At 47.5% G+C, this 18,333-nt stretch carries 15 protein-coding genes; 11 read left to right on the plus strand and 4 right to left on the minus strand.

Translation table 11 applies throughout. From position 1 onward, the window contains the following. Positions 1-19 precede the first annotated feature (19 nt). Both ACXAD8_RS21205 and ACXAD8_RS21210 read right to left on the minus strand, forming a co-directional pair. The gene (locus ACXAD8_RS21205; RefSeq protein WP_475232209.1) at positions 20-715 is read right to left on the minus strand and encodes a YIP1 family protein; all 696 of its coding nucleotides are present in this window, start codon (positions 713-715) and stop codon (positions 20-22) included. Between the two features lie 19 nt (positions 716-734). Beyond that, positions 735-977, minus strand: coding sequence for a hypothetical protein (locus ACXAD8_RS21210; protein WP_475232210.1), 243 nt, complete (start codon positions 975-977; stop codon positions 735-737). A 221-nt stretch (positions 978-1,198) separates the two neighbouring features. On the opposite strand from ACXAD8_RS21210, the gene ACXAD8_RS21215 reads away from it, so the two are divergent. Both ACXAD8_RS21215 and ACXAD8_RS21220 read left to right on the plus strand, forming a co-directional pair. Next, positions 1,199-5,005, plus strand: coding sequence for an FG-GAP repeat domain-containing protein (locus ACXAD8_RS21215; protein ID WP_475232212.1), 3,807 nt, complete (start codon positions 1,199-1,201; stop codon positions 5,003-5,005). A gap of 11 nt (positions 5,006-5,016) precedes the next feature. Next, entirely contained in the window at positions 5,017-6,306 is a 1,290-nt protein-coding gene (locus ACXAD8_RS21220; RefSeq protein WP_475232214.1) for a DUF1501 domain-containing protein, read from the plus strand. A 1,186-nt stretch (positions 6,307-7,492) separates the two neighbouring features. On the opposite strand, the gene fldB is transcribed toward ACXAD8_RS21220, so the two are convergent. Both fldB and ACXAD8_RS21230 read right to left on the minus strand, forming a co-directional pair. Next, positions 7,493-8,023, minus strand: a complete 531-nt coding sequence (fldB, locus tag ACXAD8_RS21225; protein ID WP_475232216.1) for a flavodoxin FldB — start codon at positions 8,021-8,023, stop codon at positions 7,493-7,495. A gap of 82 nt (positions 8,024-8,105) precedes the next feature. Beyond that, complete coding sequence (locus ACXAD8_RS21230) at positions 8,106-8,441, minus strand: VOC family protein (RefSeq protein WP_475232218.1); 336 nt, start codon at positions 8,439-8,441, stop codon at positions 8,106-8,108. Positions 8,442-8,603: 162 nt separating this feature from the next. On the opposite strand from ACXAD8_RS21230, the gene xerD reads away from it, so the two are divergent. From xerD to relA, 9 genes are all read left to right on the plus strand, one after another. Continuing rightward, positions 8,604-9,533: a site-specific tyrosine recombinase XerD gene (xerD, locus tag ACXAD8_RS21235; protein WP_475233050.1), complete on the plus strand. Its 930-nt coding sequence runs from the start codon at positions 8,604-8,606 to the stop codon at positions 9,531-9,533. 142 nt (positions 9,534-9,675) lie between these two features. Continuing rightward, positions 9,676-10,389, plus strand: a complete 714-nt coding sequence (locus ACXAD8_RS21240) for a thioredoxin fold domain-containing protein (RefSeq protein WP_475232220.1) — start codon at positions 9,676-9,678, stop codon at positions 10,387-10,389. 335 nt (positions 10,390-10,724) lie between these two features. Continuing rightward, entirely contained in the window at positions 10,725-12,446 is a 1,722-nt protein-coding gene (gene recJ, locus ACXAD8_RS21245; protein ID WP_475232222.1) for a single-stranded-DNA-specific exonuclease RecJ, read from the plus strand. Between the two features lie 19 nt (positions 12,447-12,465). Further along, entirely contained in the window at positions 12,466-12,918 is a 453-nt protein-coding gene (locus ACXAD8_RS21250) for a DUF302 domain-containing protein (RefSeq protein WP_475232224.1), read from the plus strand. Between the two features lie 8 nt (positions 12,919-12,926). Beyond that, positions 12,927-13,202 (plus strand): hypothetical protein, encoded by a 276-nt coding sequence (locus ACXAD8_RS21255; protein ID WP_475232225.1) that lies wholly within the window; start codon positions 12,927-12,929, stop codon positions 13,200-13,202. Positions 13,203-13,226: 24 nt separating this feature from the next. Beyond that, a complete protein-coding gene (gene recO, locus ACXAD8_RS21260; RefSeq protein ID WP_475232227.1) occupies positions 13,227-13,922 on the plus strand; it encodes a DNA repair protein RecO in 696 nt (231 codons plus the stop codon). 32 nt (positions 13,923-13,954) lie between these two features. Then, positions 13,955-14,692 (plus strand): pyridoxine 5'-phosphate synthase, encoded by a 738-nt coding sequence (gene pdxJ, locus ACXAD8_RS21265; RefSeq protein ID WP_475232228.1) that lies wholly within the window; start codon positions 13,955-13,957, stop codon positions 14,690-14,692. Positions 14,693-14,703: 11 nt separating this feature from the next. Then, positions 14,704-16,095 (plus strand): 23S rRNA (uracil(1939)-C(5))-methyltransferase RlmD, encoded by a 1,392-nt coding sequence (gene rlmD, locus ACXAD8_RS21270; protein WP_475232230.1) that lies wholly within the window; start codon positions 14,704-14,706, stop codon positions 16,093-16,095. A 22-nt stretch (positions 16,096-16,117) separates the two neighbouring features. Then, positions 16,118-18,271: a GTP diphosphokinase gene (gene relA / locus ACXAD8_RS21275; RefSeq protein ID WP_475232232.1), complete on the plus strand. Its 2,154-nt coding sequence runs from the start codon at positions 16,118-16,120 to the stop codon at positions 18,269-18,271. The last annotated feature ends 62 nt before the right edge of the window (positions 18,272-18,333 follow it).

Raw genomic sequence — 18,333 nt, forward strand, 5'->3', positions numbered from 1 at the left:
GTTTCCTCCTTTTATGAGACTAAATAAACAGTGCCCACAAAGAGAACACAACTGCGTATGGCAGTGCTGATAACAGAGTGGCTTTGACTGCAGACATTTGACACCACTGCATCAGCCCTTTGGCACCCACCAAGATGTTCCATAGGTAGAACAAGTTCAGCGCTTCGCTTAACTGAAACCAGCTATGCTGCACAGGTAGGTTTAAAAACAATTGGTTAACAGAAGCGTAGTTGGGCAAATTGATAGACAGATCCCCGCCACCGGCAGTGATAAACAAAGCACAGAAGCCCAACAGGTTTATCAGCATAGGCATTTGCGTCCAGACGGAAAATGCAAACCAATCACCGTATGTGGCCAGTTCTTCTTTCATACCCACAATCTTGAAATACAGAGCAAGAATGGCTAACAAAATCAGTTGAAATACCACTGTGAATATTGCGCCAATGGTGCCGGTATGCTTAGCATTTTCCAGCAGGTATTTTTCTACTTCTACCTGTTCCGACTGGGACTCGAAACTCATTTGCATGACTTGCTGATCAACAATCCACTGCTCACTCATGCCGGAATAAAATCCCATGATGCTGCCAGCAGTGACTACCAGCAGCAGCAACAGGGCAATCCAGGTAACGCCTTTACTGGTTTTTAATCCGCTGAATAAGCTTTTTGGGGCCGCATAAACATCGATAAATGCGCTTGAGGCTGTGATAGATGACATAGTTATTTCTCCGTTGCTGTTATTCGGTATAAAGGTTGTAACTGGTATGAATACTCAAACCCGCAGCGGCAAGGCTTCCCCAGAGAAGCAGAGCTGGTTGTGGAATGGACAGAAATGGCAGGGTGGTCTGTAAAAAAGACATAAATAACCAATGCATGAAGAACAATGCTGCTAGCAAGGGAGGGAGATAACGCGCCAGGTTGGTAGCTAAGGTTTGTTCGTGATTGTGGTTGCCGGAGGCAATGCAAAAACCGTCAGTCATGCAATACTATCCTATGTGGTTTGAAGTAGTTGATGATGCTCAGTGTGCTGAAAACAGAAGCTGATTCGGTAAAAAAAGTGACGAATGGTCAAAAAAGGGGATAAATGGTCGATTGTTGTTAACTCCTTCACATTTAACTTCAGCTACGCTGCTCAATAAACGATAAAGTTGCTATAAGATTTACTGAAGACAGTACGGTTGTGCTAAGCAGGAGAAATGCCGTGAATCAACGAATTTGGGTAAGAATGATCCTGGTGTCACTGATGGCAGCCGTGACATCAAATACCTATGGCTCCGATGTCGATGGTGATGGAGTGGCCGATTTCGCTATCTGGCGACCCGAAAATCAGACCTTTTACAGTAAATCTCCTGTTGATAATGCAATTTTAACCCGCACCAGTTTAGGTGACGCTACTGACGGCGTGCCTTTGATAGGTGATATCAATGGCAATGGTCGCGCTGATTTCGCAGTATGGTATGAGAGCACAGGTACCTGGCATATTCGTTACGACGACGATAGCCGCGAAACTATTCAGCTAGGACAAGAAGGCGATATTCCCTTTCTGGCAGATCGCACCGGGGATGGTAGCGATGATTTGATAGTGCGCCGCCCATCCGAAGGACGCTGGTACTATATAAGTTCAGAGACAGGTGAACTCAAACAGGTGGATTATGGTCGTTTGGCCACCGATGTTCCGTTGATTGGCTACTTTGATGCCGACGCCAGGGCCGATTTTGCCATTTGGCGTGATGGTACCTGGTATGTGCGTCATAGCTCTACCAATGAGTCGGTTCGCACTGTATTGGGCAAACAAGTCACAGATTTAAAGTTGCCTGCCGACTATGACGGCGATGGCCTGACGGATCACGCAATCTGGAGGCCTGCTACCGGTACCTGGTATATCTACTACAGTTCTGGTGTTTATCCTGAGGGGGGATGGCGCTATGAGCGAGTTTTTGGCAAACAAGCTACAGATATACCAGTGCCTGCTGATTATGACGGTGACGGCAAGGCCGATCTGGCAATTCGTCGTCCTGGTGCCGGTGAGTTTATTTACTTGAGTAGCTCAGATGGCTCAATTAACCGTTTTAACTTTGGACGTCAGGCTTCAGACATCCCGGCACTGGCCCCCTGGCCGTTAAAAGTGGCAATGCGTCAAGAGGTATCCAATGGCGATGACGATGAGCCTTCCGAAGTTGATGCCTCCGAATATTATCAACAGAATATCTCAGCCAATATTGTGCAAAGCCGCTGTATTGCCTGTCACGTTTCCGGTGGTGCTGCGGATGGTTTAGCTCGCTTGATTTTTGAGCGTGATACCACATCTGACTATCTCGCCACCAATCAGCAAAGGCTGGCTGAGTTTTTAGCGCTGGATGATGTTAACAGTGATTATTTCCTGGCTAAAGCCAGTGGCGGATTAGGGCATATTGGTGGTGCACAACTACCTTCGGGTAGCACAGAGTATCTGGCCTTTGAAACCTATCTGGCACTGATTTCTGACCAAGACGATACTGATAATGAACCTGATACACCCACCGATGGCGAAGGCTTTTGGCAAGGAACCGCCATGTTATCCGCGGATCTGACTTTCCGCAGGGCTTCATTGTTGCTTACCGGGCGAGTACCGGAACTCGATGAAATGCAAGCTTTATCGGATGCCAGCGATGCAGAGTTACGAGATGCATTACTGGAACAGTTTTCTGGTGATGGCTTTCACCAATTCTTAATTACCGCGGCTAATGACCGCCTGTTAACTGACAAATTCTTTCAGCGAGGCATGGAAGTATTAGGTGATGGTTATTTTCCTGAAATTGCTAATCGCAATTATGAAGCTGGATTAGAACAAACACAGGAAGCTATTGATAGATTCTGGTATTGGCGCAGAGGGGTGGAAATTGGCATTACAAGAGCACCGGTTGAGTTAATCGCCTACATCGTTGAGAATGACCGTCCTTACACAGAAATCGTGACCGCTGATTACATGATGTTTAACGGTTACAGCAATACTGCTTTGCGCGGTACGGCAGATATTTCTGAAAGTTCAGGTGCCTGGACATTTGCACCGGGACAAATGACCGGGGCTATGGTTCAGGACGACAGCTTTGATGCCGAGTGGACCCAGTTTGGGTTAAATATCCTGAGTGAAGGCAGCAATATTGATTGGCCACATTCAGGGGTGCTTAATGATTTGGCCTGGCTGAATCGCTATCCCTCAACGGCCACTAACCGCAACCGTGCTCGCTCCAGATGGACCTACTACTACTTCCTGGATTTTGATATTGAGAAGTCTGCTCAGCGCACTCAGGATCCTGATGCGTTGTCTGATACCAATAACCCAACACTGAATAACAGTAACTGTACCGTGTGCCACCAGACACTGGATCCTATCGCAGGTGCCTATCAGGATTACGGAGATTGGGGAAACTACAAAGACCAGTGGGGGGGCGAAGATTCACTGCCCTGGACCTATAAATGGCCTGAAGATGGTGACAGCCTCTGGCAGCAGGGAGATACCTGGTATCGCGATATGTTAGCGCCTGGTATGGAAGCCACTCTTGCTCCGCAGGGAGTGGATACCATGCAGTGGTTGGGTCAGCAAATTGCTAATGATTCCCGCTTTGCCATTGCTATGGTGAAATTCTTCTGGCCTGCCATTTTTGGGGTAGAACCCTTATCAGCGCCACAATCTCTCACGGATGTTAATTATACCGCGCTCAATGATGCCTACAACGCGCAAAGTGCCTTTATCGTAGAAACTGCAGAACAACTTCGCCAGCACGGTAATTTGCGTCAGATGTTAGCGGATCTGGTGATGAGTCCCTGGTTCAGGGTTATGCAGCAAACTGAACAGGCCGATGACGCTTTGCAGTTCGCCTTATCGGGCAGTGAAAGATTACTGACGCCTGAGGAATTAGAGAGAAAAACCCGCTCTTTGACCGGCTTTTTGTGGAACCCCTGGCAGGATGAATGGAACCACGACTTTCAAAATACTGAGTGGACCCGAAACTACAATATTATGTACGGTGGGATTGATTCCTTTGGTGTAACCAAGCGTTCTAAAGATATGACCTCGGTGATGGCAAAAGTGGCCATTGCCCATGCCGCAGAGGCTTCCTGTCCGACAGTATTGGAAGATATTAATGAGGAACAGGGAGAGCGTCGTTTATTTAACGGTATTGAGCGCAGCACTGTTCCTGGTATTTTAAATGGTGTTGACGCTGAAGTTTCTGGTTTGGGCGCTGAAAACAGCGAGCCATACGAACTAAGTTTCAGCGTTGATGCCGGTAACAGCCTGATCAGCCTGGCTTATACCAACGATATGTGGCTGGAAGAAACACGCTCACATCAGGATCTGATCATCGACCATGTGTCTATTTACGACAGTCAGAACAATGCCGTACTTTCAGTGACTGGTGCAGATTTAGATATTGTCTCCGGAACACCGATGGATGGAATTTGCTCTAATGTGACCTGGAACAATGTTGAGGACAGCTATCGTCCCACGGACCGTATATTCTGGGGCAATTGTTCGGTAACCCTGGAAGTGGAATTTGCAAATGCCGGAGACTATACCCTGGTGATGGAAGCCTATTATCAGGAGTACAACCAGGATGGTGCGCTGGAAGACGGTGACGAGACTGTGATTGGTTTTGCCAATGTGGCAATGAGTGTCGGGGTTACCGACCCAGTGGCGCAAACCAGTCCCAGCGGAGATGTCTTACGAGCCAAAATGGTAGAACTGGCACAGCGCTTCTGGGGACAAAAATATGAGCCTCAGGAGCAAGAGATCACTCGCATGTTAACCCTGTTTACCGACACTATGAACGATAAACAGAATCGCACAGGCAGTGGTCTGATTTGGGAGTGGGATACTGGCACTACCTGTAATTTTGATACCAGTGAATGGGATACTGAAGATCAATGGGGCGGAGCGATTGCTGGCGCTGATCCGTTCGGCACTTTAGCCGGATGGCGCGCGGTAATGGTTTATCTGATGACCGATTATCAATACTTACACGATTAGAGAGAGCAACCATGAATAGACGTCATTTTTTTAAAACGTTGGGGTTAACCTCGGTTGCGGCATCTTTACCGGGTAGTTTTAATCTGTTTGCCGCGCCGGAAGATTACAGTGGCAAATTCTTGCTCACCATTCAGACCGATGGCGGATGGGATGTGACATCCTTTTGCGATCCCAAGGTGAACGTACCAGGTGAGATATTTATTAATAACTGGGCCACCAGTGGTGAGCCGGGCGAAGCTGGTAACCTGCTCTATGCCCCCTTTGCCAACAACCAGTGGTTTTTTGACCGCTATTACCAGGATATGTTGGTGATCAATGGTGTTGATGCTCAGACCAACAGTCATACTGCTGGTGTGGTGCACAACTGGAGTGGCCGGTTGTCGGAGGGATTTCCTTCTTTATCGGCACTCTTTGCCGCGCAGTATGGTGCCGGGTTACCAGTGTCTTACATCAGCAATGGTGGTTACTCTGCCACAGGTGGTTTAACCCGATACACGCAACTGGATAACATCCAGTCGCTTAACAATGTGATTTACCCCAACAGAGCCCGATGGGGAGACGAGAATTATCTGCACGACAATGACTGGCAGCGCATCGAAGCGCTTAAAGCTCAGCGCCTGGCTGAACTGGGACAGGGCCAAAACCTCACTAGTTTACAACAACGCAATCGCAACAACTTTGATGCTGCGGTGCAAAACTCCAGTATTCTGTCGCAGTTTTCCAGTGCTTTGGCCAATGTCGGTGAGTTGCAGGAAACCGTCACTGACGGCAATTTTCTGTGGTCATCATTGAGTCGCCAAGCGCAAATTGCCATTCTGGCTATGAGTTCCGGTGTGTGTGTGACCGCCGATTTGGTAATGGGCGGATACGACACCCATGAAAATCACGATGCACAGCACAGCTGGTTATTTACTGAACTGGCCCGCAGTATTGATTTTCTGTGGACCTACGCAGAGGCTCAGGGGATTGCCGACAGACTGGTGGTCGTTATCGGCTCTGATTTTGGCCGTACCCCCAATTACAATGACGGAGAAGGCAAAGACCACTGGCCGGTTAGCAGTTTTATCGTGATGGAAAAAGGCGCTGGCTATACCAACCGCACAGTGGGTTTAACGGATGAAGGCCACAATGTCGTGCCCATTAATCCGAATACCTGGCAGGCGGATGAGCAGGGGGGAGGTATAATTCATCCAGCTCACGTAATGACCGAGATCCGTCAATATCTGGGTTTACAAACTCTGGCCAGCAATAATAACTTCAGCCTTAGCGCAGACGCTACGTTTGGGTTCTTTAATAGTTGATGCTGGCTAAGCTCAGGTATGAGCCACGGCTGCCTGATAATTGCAGTTATTGGTAGGGCTGAATTTATTCAGACACCGTCGCCAAATACAACCATATTTGTCCGACTGGCAGATTTTTACTCCTGCAAAATCGGCATTCACTACATCCCTGTAGCTCAAGTCGAATCCACAGCAATTTCAACAACCCGTCGGTGCCGTGTTCGAAGTCCGTTCAATTCAGGCCCATTCGCGAAAAAAGGTGAAAGAGCAGGTAAGCCTGAAGATTGGCAACAAGGATGTATTTGTAGGTCTGAATTTATTCAGACACCGTCGCCAAATTCAACCATAGTTGTCCGACTGGCAGATTTTTGCTCCTGCAAAATCGGCATTCACTACATCCCTGTAACTCAAGTAGAATCCACAGCAATTTCAACAACCCGTCGTTGTAGTGTTCGAAGTCCGTTCAATTCAGGCCCATTCGCGAAATAAGGCGAAAGGGCAGATAAAACCTGAAGCTTGGCTTTAGGATCTATGTAGGTCTGAATTTATTCAGACACCGTTACTTTTTGAAACCTATGTAAGATGCAGTCACGGTTATCTTATTGGAATTATTGTCGGGGCGCCGACTGCGCCTCAAGGTGAGCGGCTGCGCCCCCCTTGAGAATCCCCCGCAGCCCCTGACGCGCAAAAACATAAACTCCGCCATCAGAACAACGACGACCATCAATGACAGCACATCCCTGTGCTGGGCATTGATTGAGCTATCATCCCTGATACCTCTCATCGTTGTTTTAACTGATGTCGCAGTTTATTGCGCGTAAAGGGGAGTAAGTTCCGGGCTCTGATTTAGTCCTGCATCAAATTTAAACATGACACTCAATGAAACTTGGTTGATTAACCCATCGTTGCCGTGTTCAAAGTCCGCTCAATTCAGGCCCATTCGCGAGATAAGGCAAAAGAGAAGGTAAAACCTGAAGATTGGCAACAAGGATGTATTTGTAGGTCTGAATTTATTCAGACACCGTCGCCAAATTCAACCATAGTTGTCCGACTGGCAGATTTTTGCTCTTGCAAAATCGGCATTCACTACATCCCTGTAGCTCAAGTCGAACCCACAGCAATTTCAACAACCCGTCGTTGTAGTGTTCGAAGCCCGGTCAGATCAGGCACATTCGAAGAATAAGGCTAAAGAGCAGGTAAAACCTGATTACAGGTCGGCTAGCTCGGCGTGAATTTGTTGCACCCAACTGGCGATGCGTTGTTCGGTATCGTCGTATTGGTTTTCGTCATCCAGCGATAAACCCACAAAAAACTCTCCGTCTTCGGTGAGCGCTTTTGAAGCGTTGAATTCGTATCCTTCATTAGGCCAATAACCAATCACGGTGCAGTCCTGCACAATAACTTCATCGTGTAACATGCCCAAGGCATCCTGAAACCAGTCGGCATAGCCCATTTGGTCGCCCAGGCCATATAAGGCAATGATTTTGCCGGATAAGTTAACCTGTGCAATGTCCTGCCATTGTGCTTCCCAGTCCTCCTGTAGCTCGCCAAAATCCCAGGTTGAGATACCCAGAATTAAAACATCGTAATCTTCCATTCGGGCGAGGCTGGTATCCTTAATGTTGTACATAGGAATTTCCTGCTCGATGGGGGCGGCAGCGAATTCAGCGACAATTTTTTCGGCTGCCATTTCCGTGTAACAGGTGGTGGAGCCATAAAACAGGGCTATTTTCTTCAAAACTGCTTATCTCTGGTTGCTTACAGGGCGCCGCAGTGTAAAGAAAAATGCCTTATCTTTCCAGTTATCACATGCGTTGCGGCTAGATTTGATCCAACATGATGACATTGCCGTCAGGATCGCGAAACATGATATGTGAGGGGCCTTCATCTGCTGAGGCTTCTTTGTCCAACTGAATACCTTTGGATTTCAGGTCGTCCTGGATCTGATGTACGTCTTTTGGATTAAAAGTAAAGATATTGCCTTCAAACATGCCCTGAAACAGGCCTATCATGTTGCTGCCATTTTGCATTATCAACCAATTGGCTTCTACGGAGCCACAGCTAGGTACAGCAGAGAAGCCGAGTTTTTCGTAAAAGCTTTTTGATTTGTTGATATCGGTGACTGACAGGCTCAAGCAAAACTTACCAAGTTGCATCTACATTTCTCGTGAGTTGGGTTGAAAAACACCCATAGCTTAGCAGTTTTGTTGCTTTTATAAGCAGCTTTTTTGTGGCGATACATGATTTTTTACGAAATATTTGCATTGCTTCTGTGGCACAGCATAATCGCTGTTTACATACTTTATTCATTGCTCACTATGCCGAAATCCACCAAAAAGTCGCATCTGGACGATACTAATCTACAAATCATAGAGGATTTTCTGGATAGTATCTGGGTGGAAAAAGGACTCAGTGCCAATACACTCACATCCTATCGTACGGATCTGGTAAAGATGGCGGAGTTTCTCACTCAACAACACAGTGATTTTTCGCTGGTGGAATTTGATCAATATCAGGTGCATGAGTATCTGGGACACAGATACGATAAGAATTTGTCGGAGCGCAGCACAGCCCGCTATCTGAGCAGTTTACGAGCTTTCTTGCACTGGTGTCAGGAAAACGGTTTACGAGAAGATGACCCCATATCCTTGATTCAAAATCCCAAATTACCAAAGTCTTTACCCAAAGCCCTTACCGAAAAACAGGTGGACGCATTGCTGAATGCCCCGGATACCGATGAAGATCCGGTGCAGCTCAGGGACAAAGCAATGTTAGAACTACTGTATGCTTCAGGCCTGAGGGTGTCAGAACTTACGGGGTTGCAACTGAACCAGGTGAGCTTGCAACAGGGTGTTATTCGGGTGACAGGAAAGGGCAATAAAGAACGTCTGGTGCCAATGGGAGAAGATGCCGTTGAATGGATAGAGCGTTTTATGCGCCAGGGCCGAGGACTGTTGCTAAAGCAGAACGTGGACGTTTTGTTTCCCAGCAGTCGCGGTGTCCAGATGACCCGGCAAACCTTCTGGCATCGCATTAAATTTTATGCCAAAAAAGCAGGTATTAAAGCGGAATTATCGCCTCACACATTGCGCCATGCCTTTGCTACCCATTTATTGAATCACGGCGCTGATTTGCGGGTTGTACAGATGCTGTTGGGCCACAGTGATTTGTCCACCACCCAAATTTATACACATGTCGCAACAGAAAGATTGCAAAAGTTGGTGGCTCAGCACCATCCAAGGGGCTGAATTCTGTTTTAATATGCTCTAGACTAGGGCGTCGCATCAACTGGATTGATGCCATCATCATTTTTTTGCAATTTATTTGCGTAACTGGGGTCTATATAAACAAAGATAATGTTCCTCAGACAACAGGTGGATTAAGTACTATATGAGAAATTGGATTAAGGCTTTAGGGCTCGTAATATTATTCTCCGGAGCTTCAGCATCGGCGCAGGAAGATGCCCAAAGCGCAGTTAAATCGAAAATTGAAACGTTATTGCAGATGTCGGTAACCAGCATCGCTAATTCACCCGTTGACGGTGTGCTGCAGGTTATGACTGACAGAGGTTTGTTTTACGTCAGCGAAGATGCCAAATATCTATTACATGGCCGCATTTACAACCTGGATCAGGAAATGCGCAATGAGACAGAAGAAGCCCTTTCAGGTATGCGTAAATCCGGTTTGCCGCAATTTGCTGATGATGTCATTGAGTTTAAAGCGAAAGATGAAAAGTATGCGATTACCATCTTTACCGATATCACTTGTGGTTACTGCCGCAAGTTACACAAAGAAATTGACGACTATAACGCCAAAGGCATAACCGTGCGTTACCTTGCTTATCCCAGAGGTGGCTTAGGCAGTCAGTCCTACGATGATTTAGTGTCTATCTGGTGTGCAGAAGATCCACAAGCTGCCATGACCAATGGTAAGTTAGGTGGCAGTGTCGCCGCCAAGACCTGTGAAAACAGTGTTGCAGAGCAATTCCAGTTTGCCCAAAGTGTCGGGATATCCAGTACACCGGCTATTATTTTTGACAATGGCTTGCTGCAACCTGGCTATCGACCTGCTGCAGATATGGCCAAAGTGTTAGCGGAAATGTGATCTATACCCAAACTACCTCAAGATACTCGACTTCAGCGGGCGAATAAAAGGATTTAGGCAAGGTAAATTGGAGATGGCATGGTTGTTCTCACGTCGATACAATTTGACGCCGCATAAATGCTTTTAGGCCCCGCCCTTCGGGAGCTTCACAGCGCTTCCATTACGGTGTTGCACTTGTTTGAAAGGTAGCCGACATTCCTTCTCAAGTGCGCCTTGTACTGAAAGCGCTGTGATAGCTCTGAAGCAGGCATCTTGATGTAGTTTGGGTATAACATCACTTTTATTGAGGCCAGTTCGCTGGCCTTTTTTGATCACCATTAATAATTGAAATCTTCATGCTAAATATTACCAGACGTCCGCTTCCCAATACCTTACCCCTTCTCAAAGACTGGCCTGAAGCCATGATCAGGCTATTTGCCGCCCGAGGCGTGGAGCAGGAAAAAGACCTGCAATATCAGGCTTCCGGACTGCATCACTTCAAACAGTTATCCGGTGTCGATAAAGCCGTGGAGATACTGCACCAGGCTTTAAGCAACAAGCAGAAAATCACCATTATTGGTGACTTCGATGCCGATGGCGCTACCAGCAGTGCGTTATTGCTGTTGGGTTTACCCTGGTTTGGTTTTAATCAGGTGGACTTTTTGGTGCCCAATCGTTTTGATTTTGGATATGGGTTAAGTCCGGAGATCGTTGATGTGGCGGCAGAGCAGGGCGCGCAATTGCTACTCACTGTTGATAATGGTATTTCCAGTATTCAGGGGGTTAAACGCGCCAATGAGTTGGGGATCCCGGTGATTATCACTGATCATCATCTGCCCGGAGAAGAGTTGCCACAAGCCGCCGCCATCGTTAATCCCAATCTAAAGTCTTGCGCTTTTCCTTCTAAAAATCTGGCAGGGGTCGGAGTGGCCTTTTACCTGCTGGTGGCGTTGCGCGGTTATTTTGAGCAACAAAACCTGTTTGCAGAGTTGGGGTTAAGTAAACCTAACCTAGGCACTCTGCTGGACCTGGTGGCTCTGGGCACAGTTGCAGATGTGGTGCCACTGGACAGCAATAATCGCATCTTAGTACATCAGGGGATCCAGCGTATCCGGGCTGGACAATGCCGCCCTGGTATCAGCGCGCTGCTGGAATTGGCGAATCGCAATCAGGCTGGGATTGTGGCTAGTGACCTGGCGTTTGCTGTTGGTCCAAGACTTAATGCCGCGGGCCGTCTGGATGATATGACAGTGGGCATTCAATGCCTGTTGGCAGATAATACGGCTGTGGCGAGGCGAATGGCGCTACAACTGGACCAGCTCAATCAGGAACGCCGCAGTATCGAAGCCGACATGCAGCAAGAAGCGCAATTCATTCTGGAAGAAATGCAGTTAACGGGGGAGCAATTGCCGGAAGGTATTGCTTTGTACGAGCCTCACTGGCATCAGGGCATAGTGGGCATATTGGCTGGCCGCATTAAAGACAAGTATTTTCGCCCGGTTATCGCATTTGCCCAACAAGACGAAAAAACATTAAAAGGCTCAGGCCGCTCTATTCCTGGTTTGCACTTTCGGGATTTATTGGAGGAGCTCAATAATCGTTATCCTGATTTGATCCTGAAATTTGGCGGCCATGCCGCAGCGGCTGGACTATCGATTAAAACAGAGGATTTTCATCAGTTTAATCAGGTATTTAACAGTCTGTGTCGGGAATGGTTAGCACCTGAAGCGCTCACCGGGGAAATTATCACTGACGGCGAACTCAGTCGTCATGAATTAAACCTTGAATTTGCACAAATGCTGCGCGCAGCAGGTCCCTGGGGACAGGCCTTTCCAGAGCCGCAATTTGACGGTGTATTCAGCTTACTGGAGCAACGCATTGTGGGTGAAAAGCACCTGAAAATGCAGGTGAAAAGCGCTGATGGTTGTTTGCTGGATGCAATTGCGTTTAATGTGGAATTAAGTAAGTGGCCTAATTCCGCCTGCAAACAAGTACAGTTGGTATATAAATTAGATGTTAATGAGTTCCGGGGACGACAATCTGTGCAATTATTGGTGGATGCTCTGGAAGCAATTTAAGGAATTGGAGATTAATATTATGTTGCGAATCGCATTGTTAAGCTTAGTTCTGCTGAGCCTGAGTGTAACAGCCGGGGAAGGCATGATTTGGCGAGAAAGCGCCCATTCAGTGACTCAAACGGTTGATAAACTGAGTGCTTTACTGGAATCCAAAGGTATGACCATTTTTGCCCGAATTGATCACAGTAAAGGGGCAAAAAGTGTCGGTAAAAACCTGACTGACACCCAGTTATTGATTTTTGGTAACCCGGAAATTGGAACGCCATTGATGCAGTGCCAACGTACCATTGCCCTTGATTTGCCGCAGAAGGTGCTGGTTTGGCAAGACGTACAGGGTAAGGTTTGGCTAGCCTATAATGATCCTTTGTACCTGGCCAACAGACACGGTATTGATATGGATAACCCTTGTTATCCGGTGTTGGAAAAAATCAGTGGCGCGCTGGCTAATTTTGCCAAACAGGCCAGCCAGTAGGTTTGGTTATGGAAAAACAAACTAAAAAACTTCTGGAGCAACACGAAGCGCTCACGCATTCAGAAGAGCGCAAAGTGGTGTCTCATGTTCAGCGCGAAGATGGCGACTGGATATTACACACATTGATGTTGGAATCTGTGGATGTGCCTTTTAAATATCGCCGCAAAAAGCGTTATAAAAATTTAACCGGGGCAAGAGTCAACCTCACTTACTATCCGGATACGGAAGAAGTGGCAGGGATTGAGTTTGAGTATATGCGAGTCGTGCGTTTGCGCACCTCATAACCTGAGGCGGAAAGTAGCGCCCTTATGTCTGATTTTTTAGTTGAGCATTATGTTCTGCATGCCACGCCCTATAAGGAAACCAGTGCGCTGGTTACGGGCTTTAGCCTTGAGTTAGGCAAGATCCGTTATGTCGCCAAAGGCGTGTATGGCAAAAGCAATAAATTCAAAGGCTTAACTCAGGCGTTTACCTTGTTCTCTACCCGCCTGACTGGTAAAGGCGAACTAAAATCAGGCTATGCCAGCGAAGCACTGCACAACCCCATACCACTGAAAGGCACAGGGTTATTTTGTGCAATGTATTGCAACGAAGTGCTGGTGCGGTTGCTACCTCATGAAGAGCCGTTCGAAACCGGCTTTCGCTATTATCAACACACCCTCAGGCGGCTGGCTGACGAAGAGCAAGCTGAGCCAGTACTGAGAGAGTTTGAACTGTTTTTGTTGGATGAATTAGGTAGCAGCTATGATTTTGCTACGGATGCGGTGACTGACCAGCCAATTGAAGCCGATAAATATTATGACTTTGTGTTAGAGCAAGGGTTTTGTCTCGCCTCTGAAGGCAGTAAACAGCGTTTTTCAGGTGAGCATATTCTGGCGATAGGCCAACGGGACTGGTCGCCTCAAGCATTGAAAGTTGCAAAGTACTTTACCCGGCTGGCACTTTCACCTTATTTGGGTAATAAACCCTTAAAGAGTCGGGAGTTATTTCAAAAACCCCTGTAAACTGCGCAACAAAGCGGAAAAGAGTAGTAATCATGAACGAGATATTTTTGGGCGTAAACATTGATCATATTGCCACAATACGCAACGCCCGTGGCACCCATTACCCTGACCCGGTGCATGCCGCAGACATCGCTGAGCGCGCCGGAGCCGATGGTATTACCGTACATTTGCGCGAAGATCGCCGCCATATCAACGACAGAGATGTGCGCATCTTAAAAGAAACTATTAACACTCGGCTGAATCTGGAAATGGCGGTAACCGATGAAATGGTGGCCATCGCAAAAGAAGTCGCGCCCACTTTTTGTTGTCTGGTGCCAGAAAAGCGAGAAGAGTTAACCACTGAAGGTGGACTGGACGTAGTGGGCGGTTTTGAACGGGTGAAAAAAGCCACGCAGGAGTTGACGCAAAATGGCATTATCGTCTCGCTTTTTATCGACGCTGACCAGGCACAGATTGATGCCGCCAAAGCTACCGGAGCTGAGTATATTGAAATACACACCGGCCAATATGCAGAAGCGAGTTCCGAGCGCGAACAATTAGTTGAACTGGACAAGTTAAAAACCGGTATTGAATATGCCGCGTCTGTGGGCCTGAAAGTCAATGCTGGTCATGGTCTGCACTATCATAATGTCAAACCTATTGCGGCTATTCCTCAACTTATAGAGCTGAATATTGGTCACGCCATTATCGCTCGTGCGGCCTTTGATGGTTTGGCTAAAGCGGTGGCAGATATGCGTTCATTAATGCAAGAAGCTCGTCATCAGGGTTAATTGCAAACGCTATGGTACAGGTATTCCGCGGCGGCAATCGCAAATCAACAGGTAACAAAGGACGAGCTAAAAAGCGTACCTCGCAGAACGGGCGTGTATCGCAGGTGTCAATTGATCATCTGGATCACGAAGCCAAAGGCGTGGTGCCCGGTTCTCCGGTGACATTTGTTACTGGGGGCTTACCCGGAGAATTGTGCGAAATACAGGAAACCGACCGGCAAAAGAACATTGCCAAAGCCCATGTACGTAAAGTACTGGAGGCATCCCCTTATCGAAAAACGCCCTTTTGTCAGCACTTTGAAATATGTGGTGGTTGTCAGACTCAATACGCTGATGAAGACTTTTTAGTGCAGCAAAAACAAGCGGCTGTTGGACAGCTTTTACAACGCTTTACCAGTATTGAAGCAGAGCATCTACCCTGGCAAAACCCGTTGTCAGCAACGCACATCGGCTACAGACGAAAACTCAGACTTGCCGTTGATGCCCGTAAAGCAACAGATGTTCGCATTGGTTTTCGGGACCGTGACAACCAGGTCTTTAACTTAACCGATTGTCAAATTGCGACACCGGCGATTCAACAGCTTATCGCGCCATTGCAGTCAGTGTTGGTGAGTTTAAAAAGCATCAAACAATTGGGACATGTTAGCCTGTTTGAAGGATGTGACGCAGAGTTACAAGCCCGGGTTTATGTCAGTCTGCGATTTACCCAGAATTTAAACGAGGCAGATCGTCAAATCCTGATGGGTTTCGGTGAACAGCATAGCTGTATTGTTATCCTGGATCGAGGGGAGAATCAGACCGAAGCGCTAAATGCACCTACCTCGCTGGTAACTTATGCATTGCAAATTCAGGCTCAGACCCCATTGCTATTTCAGGCAAACGCCGAAGATTTTGTTCAGGTTAACCCGCAAATCAATCAACAGATGATGGTACAGGCGCTGGATTGGTTAAATCTGGAGCCACAGGATAAGGTTTTGGACTTGTTTTGTGGTGTTGGTAATTTTACTTTACCGCTAGCCCAAAAAGTGCAATCGGTAACCGGATTTGAGGGCGTACCCGAAATGGTGCAAAGAGCCTCGGCCAATGCACTGGCGAATGGCATTGCCAATGTTCGATTTATTTCAGGGGATTTGAACGCGCCTGAAACATTGCGCAAAATGACTGAGCTAAACTGTAATAAAGTATTGCTGGATCCCGCGCGAGCAGGGGCTTTGCTGGCGGTTGAACAGCTCATTAAAATAGCGCCAAAGCGAATACTTTACGTGTCCTGCAATCCGGCGACTTTCGGCAGAGATATTGCTAAATTACTGGCGGCAAACTATCAATTAACTAAATTATCTTTAATTGATATGTTCCCGCAAACCTCGCACACTGAGATGATGGGCTTGTTTAGCCTGGAATGAAAACAAAGGAGACAGTTGCATAATGGTGTCAGTCAGAACGGTCCACAGTGAAATCCGCCCGGGATTTGAAGAGTGGTTGGATAACCTGAAAGTGTCTGACAGCACCAAAGAAAAGCTGGCTACAATCCTTGAGCAACCGGAAATTCTGCTGATAGGGCAGGAAATGGTGGAAATGCTGCAAGAATTGCAGATGGATGACGAGACCATGCTGGCCTCCTTTGTGTATACCTATTGTCAAATGCGAGAGCTTTCCGAAGAGGAAATCGCAGAACAATTTTCACCTGAAATCCAGGCATTGGTGCAGGGCGTGCGTCGTATGAGCGCCATCAGAACCCTGCACTCCAGTCAGTATATCAAAGCCGATGAAGGACAAATCGACAACATCCGTCGCATGTTACTGTCTATGGTTCAGGATGTCCGGGCGGTGGTGATCAAACTGGCGGAGCGCATCATTAAGTTGCGTCAGGTGAAAAACGCCGATGAAGAAACCCGGGTTATGACCGCCCGAGAGTGCGCCAGCATTTATGCGCCGTTAGCCAATCGCCTCGGGATTGGTCAGCTGAAATGGGAGCTGGAAGATCTTTCTTTCCGTTATCTGCACCCTGAATCTTACACCCACATTGCTAAGATGTTGCGGGAAAAGCGCAAGGAACGACAAGACTATATCGAACATTTTGTCGATTCCATGCAGCAGCAGTTAGATGAGCAGGGTATTAAGGCTAAGGTCTATGGCAGGCCTAAGCACATCTACAGCATCTGGAAGAAGATGCAAAACAAAGGGCTGACCTTCGAGCAGTTGTTTGATATCAGAGCGGTGCGCATCATAGCTGACGCCTTGCAGGATTGTTATACCGTGCTGGGGGCAGTTCATGCCAGTTGGCAACATATCCCGCGTGAATTTGATGACTATATCGCTACACCAAAGCCCAACGGTTATCAGTCCATCCATACCGTCATTGTCGGGCCTGAAGGCAAAACCATTGAAGTCCAGGTGCGCACTCAGAAAATGCACGATGATGCCGAGCTGGGTGTAGCGGCCCACTGGAAGTACAAAGAGGGTAAAAGCGGCGGTAGCGACAGCTTTGAAGATAAAATTAACTGGTTGCGCAAAATACTGGCATGGCAAGATGATATGTCTGAGTCCGGGGATATTGTTGAAGAGTTACGCAGCCAGGTGTTTGATGATCGGGTGTATGTGTTTACCCCGAAAGGCGACATCATAGATTTACCCAAAGGCAGCACCCCGCTGGACTTTGCCTATTACGTACACACTAATGTCGGCCACCGTTGTAACGGGGCAAAAATATCCGGTCGTATCGTGCCATTAACCTATCAATTGCGCACGGGGGACCAGGTGGAGATCCTCACCGGCAAGCGCGCCAATCCGAGCCGGGATTGGATGAACTCCAGCATGGGTTATGTGCTTTCCAGTCGAGCACGGGCCAAAATTGCCACCTGGTTTAAAAAGCAGGACAAAGATAAAAACCTGCAGGCCGGTAAAGACATGCTGTTTAACGAGATTGTTAAAGCGCGTCTGGACAAAGACATGCTCAATGATGTGCATGACCGCTTTAACGTTAACTCGTTAGAAGACTTATATGTCGCTGTGGGTGGCGGTGATGTCGGCGTTATGCAGGTTATTAACCATTTACAGCAAAAGAATAACCCCAAGCCTGATATCGATCCCCGAGTTAAAACCAAGGCGTCTAAGGCCGTCAGCCCTGGCGATCAAATTGTTGTGGAAGGCGTGGGTAATCTGATGTCCGTGTTGGCGGGTTGCTGCCAGCCTTTGCCCGGTGATCCCGTCTATGGTTATATCACTATGGGCCGAGGTGTGAGTGTGCACAAGAAAGATTGCGAGCAGCTTTCAGCCATGCTAACTCAAAATCCTGAACGGGGTATTGAAGTTAACTGGTCCCATGAGGTTAAAGGCGCATTCAAAACGAAAGTGGATATCTTCTGCTACGACAGAGACGGAATTCTGCGAGAGATCACTACTATTCTTGGGAACGAAAAAGTTTCCTTATTAGGGGTGCACAGTGAAAGTCATGAGCAGGATCATACCGCCAATATCACTCTCACTTTGGAAGTGAAAGATTTGAATTCACTGGCCCGCCTGATGACTAAACTGGAAAAAATTCGCAACGTTCTGGAAGTTAAGCGCATAGAGCATTAAGCCAATTTGTTGGGATTTCATTGAAATGACATAGTTCAATGCTGAACTGTGGCTCTGTTTCA

Source organism: Planctobacterium sp. AWH2_060, assembly GCF_056158425.1.

Bases quoted from the DNA above. Each gene is read 5' to 3' on its own strand.
- recJ (WP_475232222.1), top strand. From the start codon at position 10,725: ATGCTAAATATTACCAGACGTCCGCTTCCCAATACCTTACCCCTTCTC.
- ACXAD8_RS21250 (WP_475232224.1), top strand. From the start codon at position 12,466: ATGTTGCGAATCGCATTGTTAAGCTTAGTTCTGCTGAGCCTGAGTGTA.
- relA (WP_475232232.1), top strand. From the start codon at position 16,118: ATGGTGTCAGTCAGAACGGTCCACAGTGAAATCCGCCCGGGATTTGAA.
- xerD (WP_475233050.1), top strand. From the start codon at position 8,604: ATGCCGAAATCCACCAAAAAGTCGCATCTGGACGATACTAATCTACAA.
- ACXAD8_RS21240 (WP_475232220.1), top strand. From the start codon at position 9,676: ATGAGAAATTGGATTAAGGCTTTAGGGCTCGTAATATTATTCTCCGGA.
- ACXAD8_RS21220 (WP_475232214.1), top strand. From the start codon at position 5,017: ATGAATAGACGTCATTTTTTTAAAACGTTGGGGTTAACCTCGGTTGCG.
- ACXAD8_RS21210 (WP_475232210.1), bottom strand. From the start codon at position 977: ATGACTGACGGTTTTTGCATTGCCTCCGGCAACCACAATCACGAACAA.
- pdxJ (WP_475232228.1), top strand. From the start codon at position 13,955: ATGAACGAGATATTTTTGGGCGTAAACATTGATCATATTGCCACAATA.
- recO (WP_475232227.1), top strand. From the start codon at position 13,227: ATGTCTGATTTTTTAGTTGAGCATTATGTTCTGCATGCCACGCCCTAT.
- ACXAD8_RS21205 (WP_475232209.1), bottom strand. From the start codon at position 715: ATGTCATCTATCACAGCCTCAAGCGCATTTATCGATGTTTATGCGGCC.
- rlmD (WP_475232230.1), top strand. From the start codon at position 14,704: ATGGTACAGGTATTCCGCGGCGGCAATCGCAAATCAACAGGTAACAAA.
- ACXAD8_RS21255 (WP_475232225.1), top strand. From the start codon at position 12,927: ATGGAAAAACAAACTAAAAAACTTCTGGAGCAACACGAAGCGCTCACG.
- ACXAD8_RS21230 (WP_475232218.1), bottom strand. From the start codon at position 8,441: ATGCAACTTGGTAAGTTTTGCTTGAGCCTGTCAGTCACCGATATCAAC.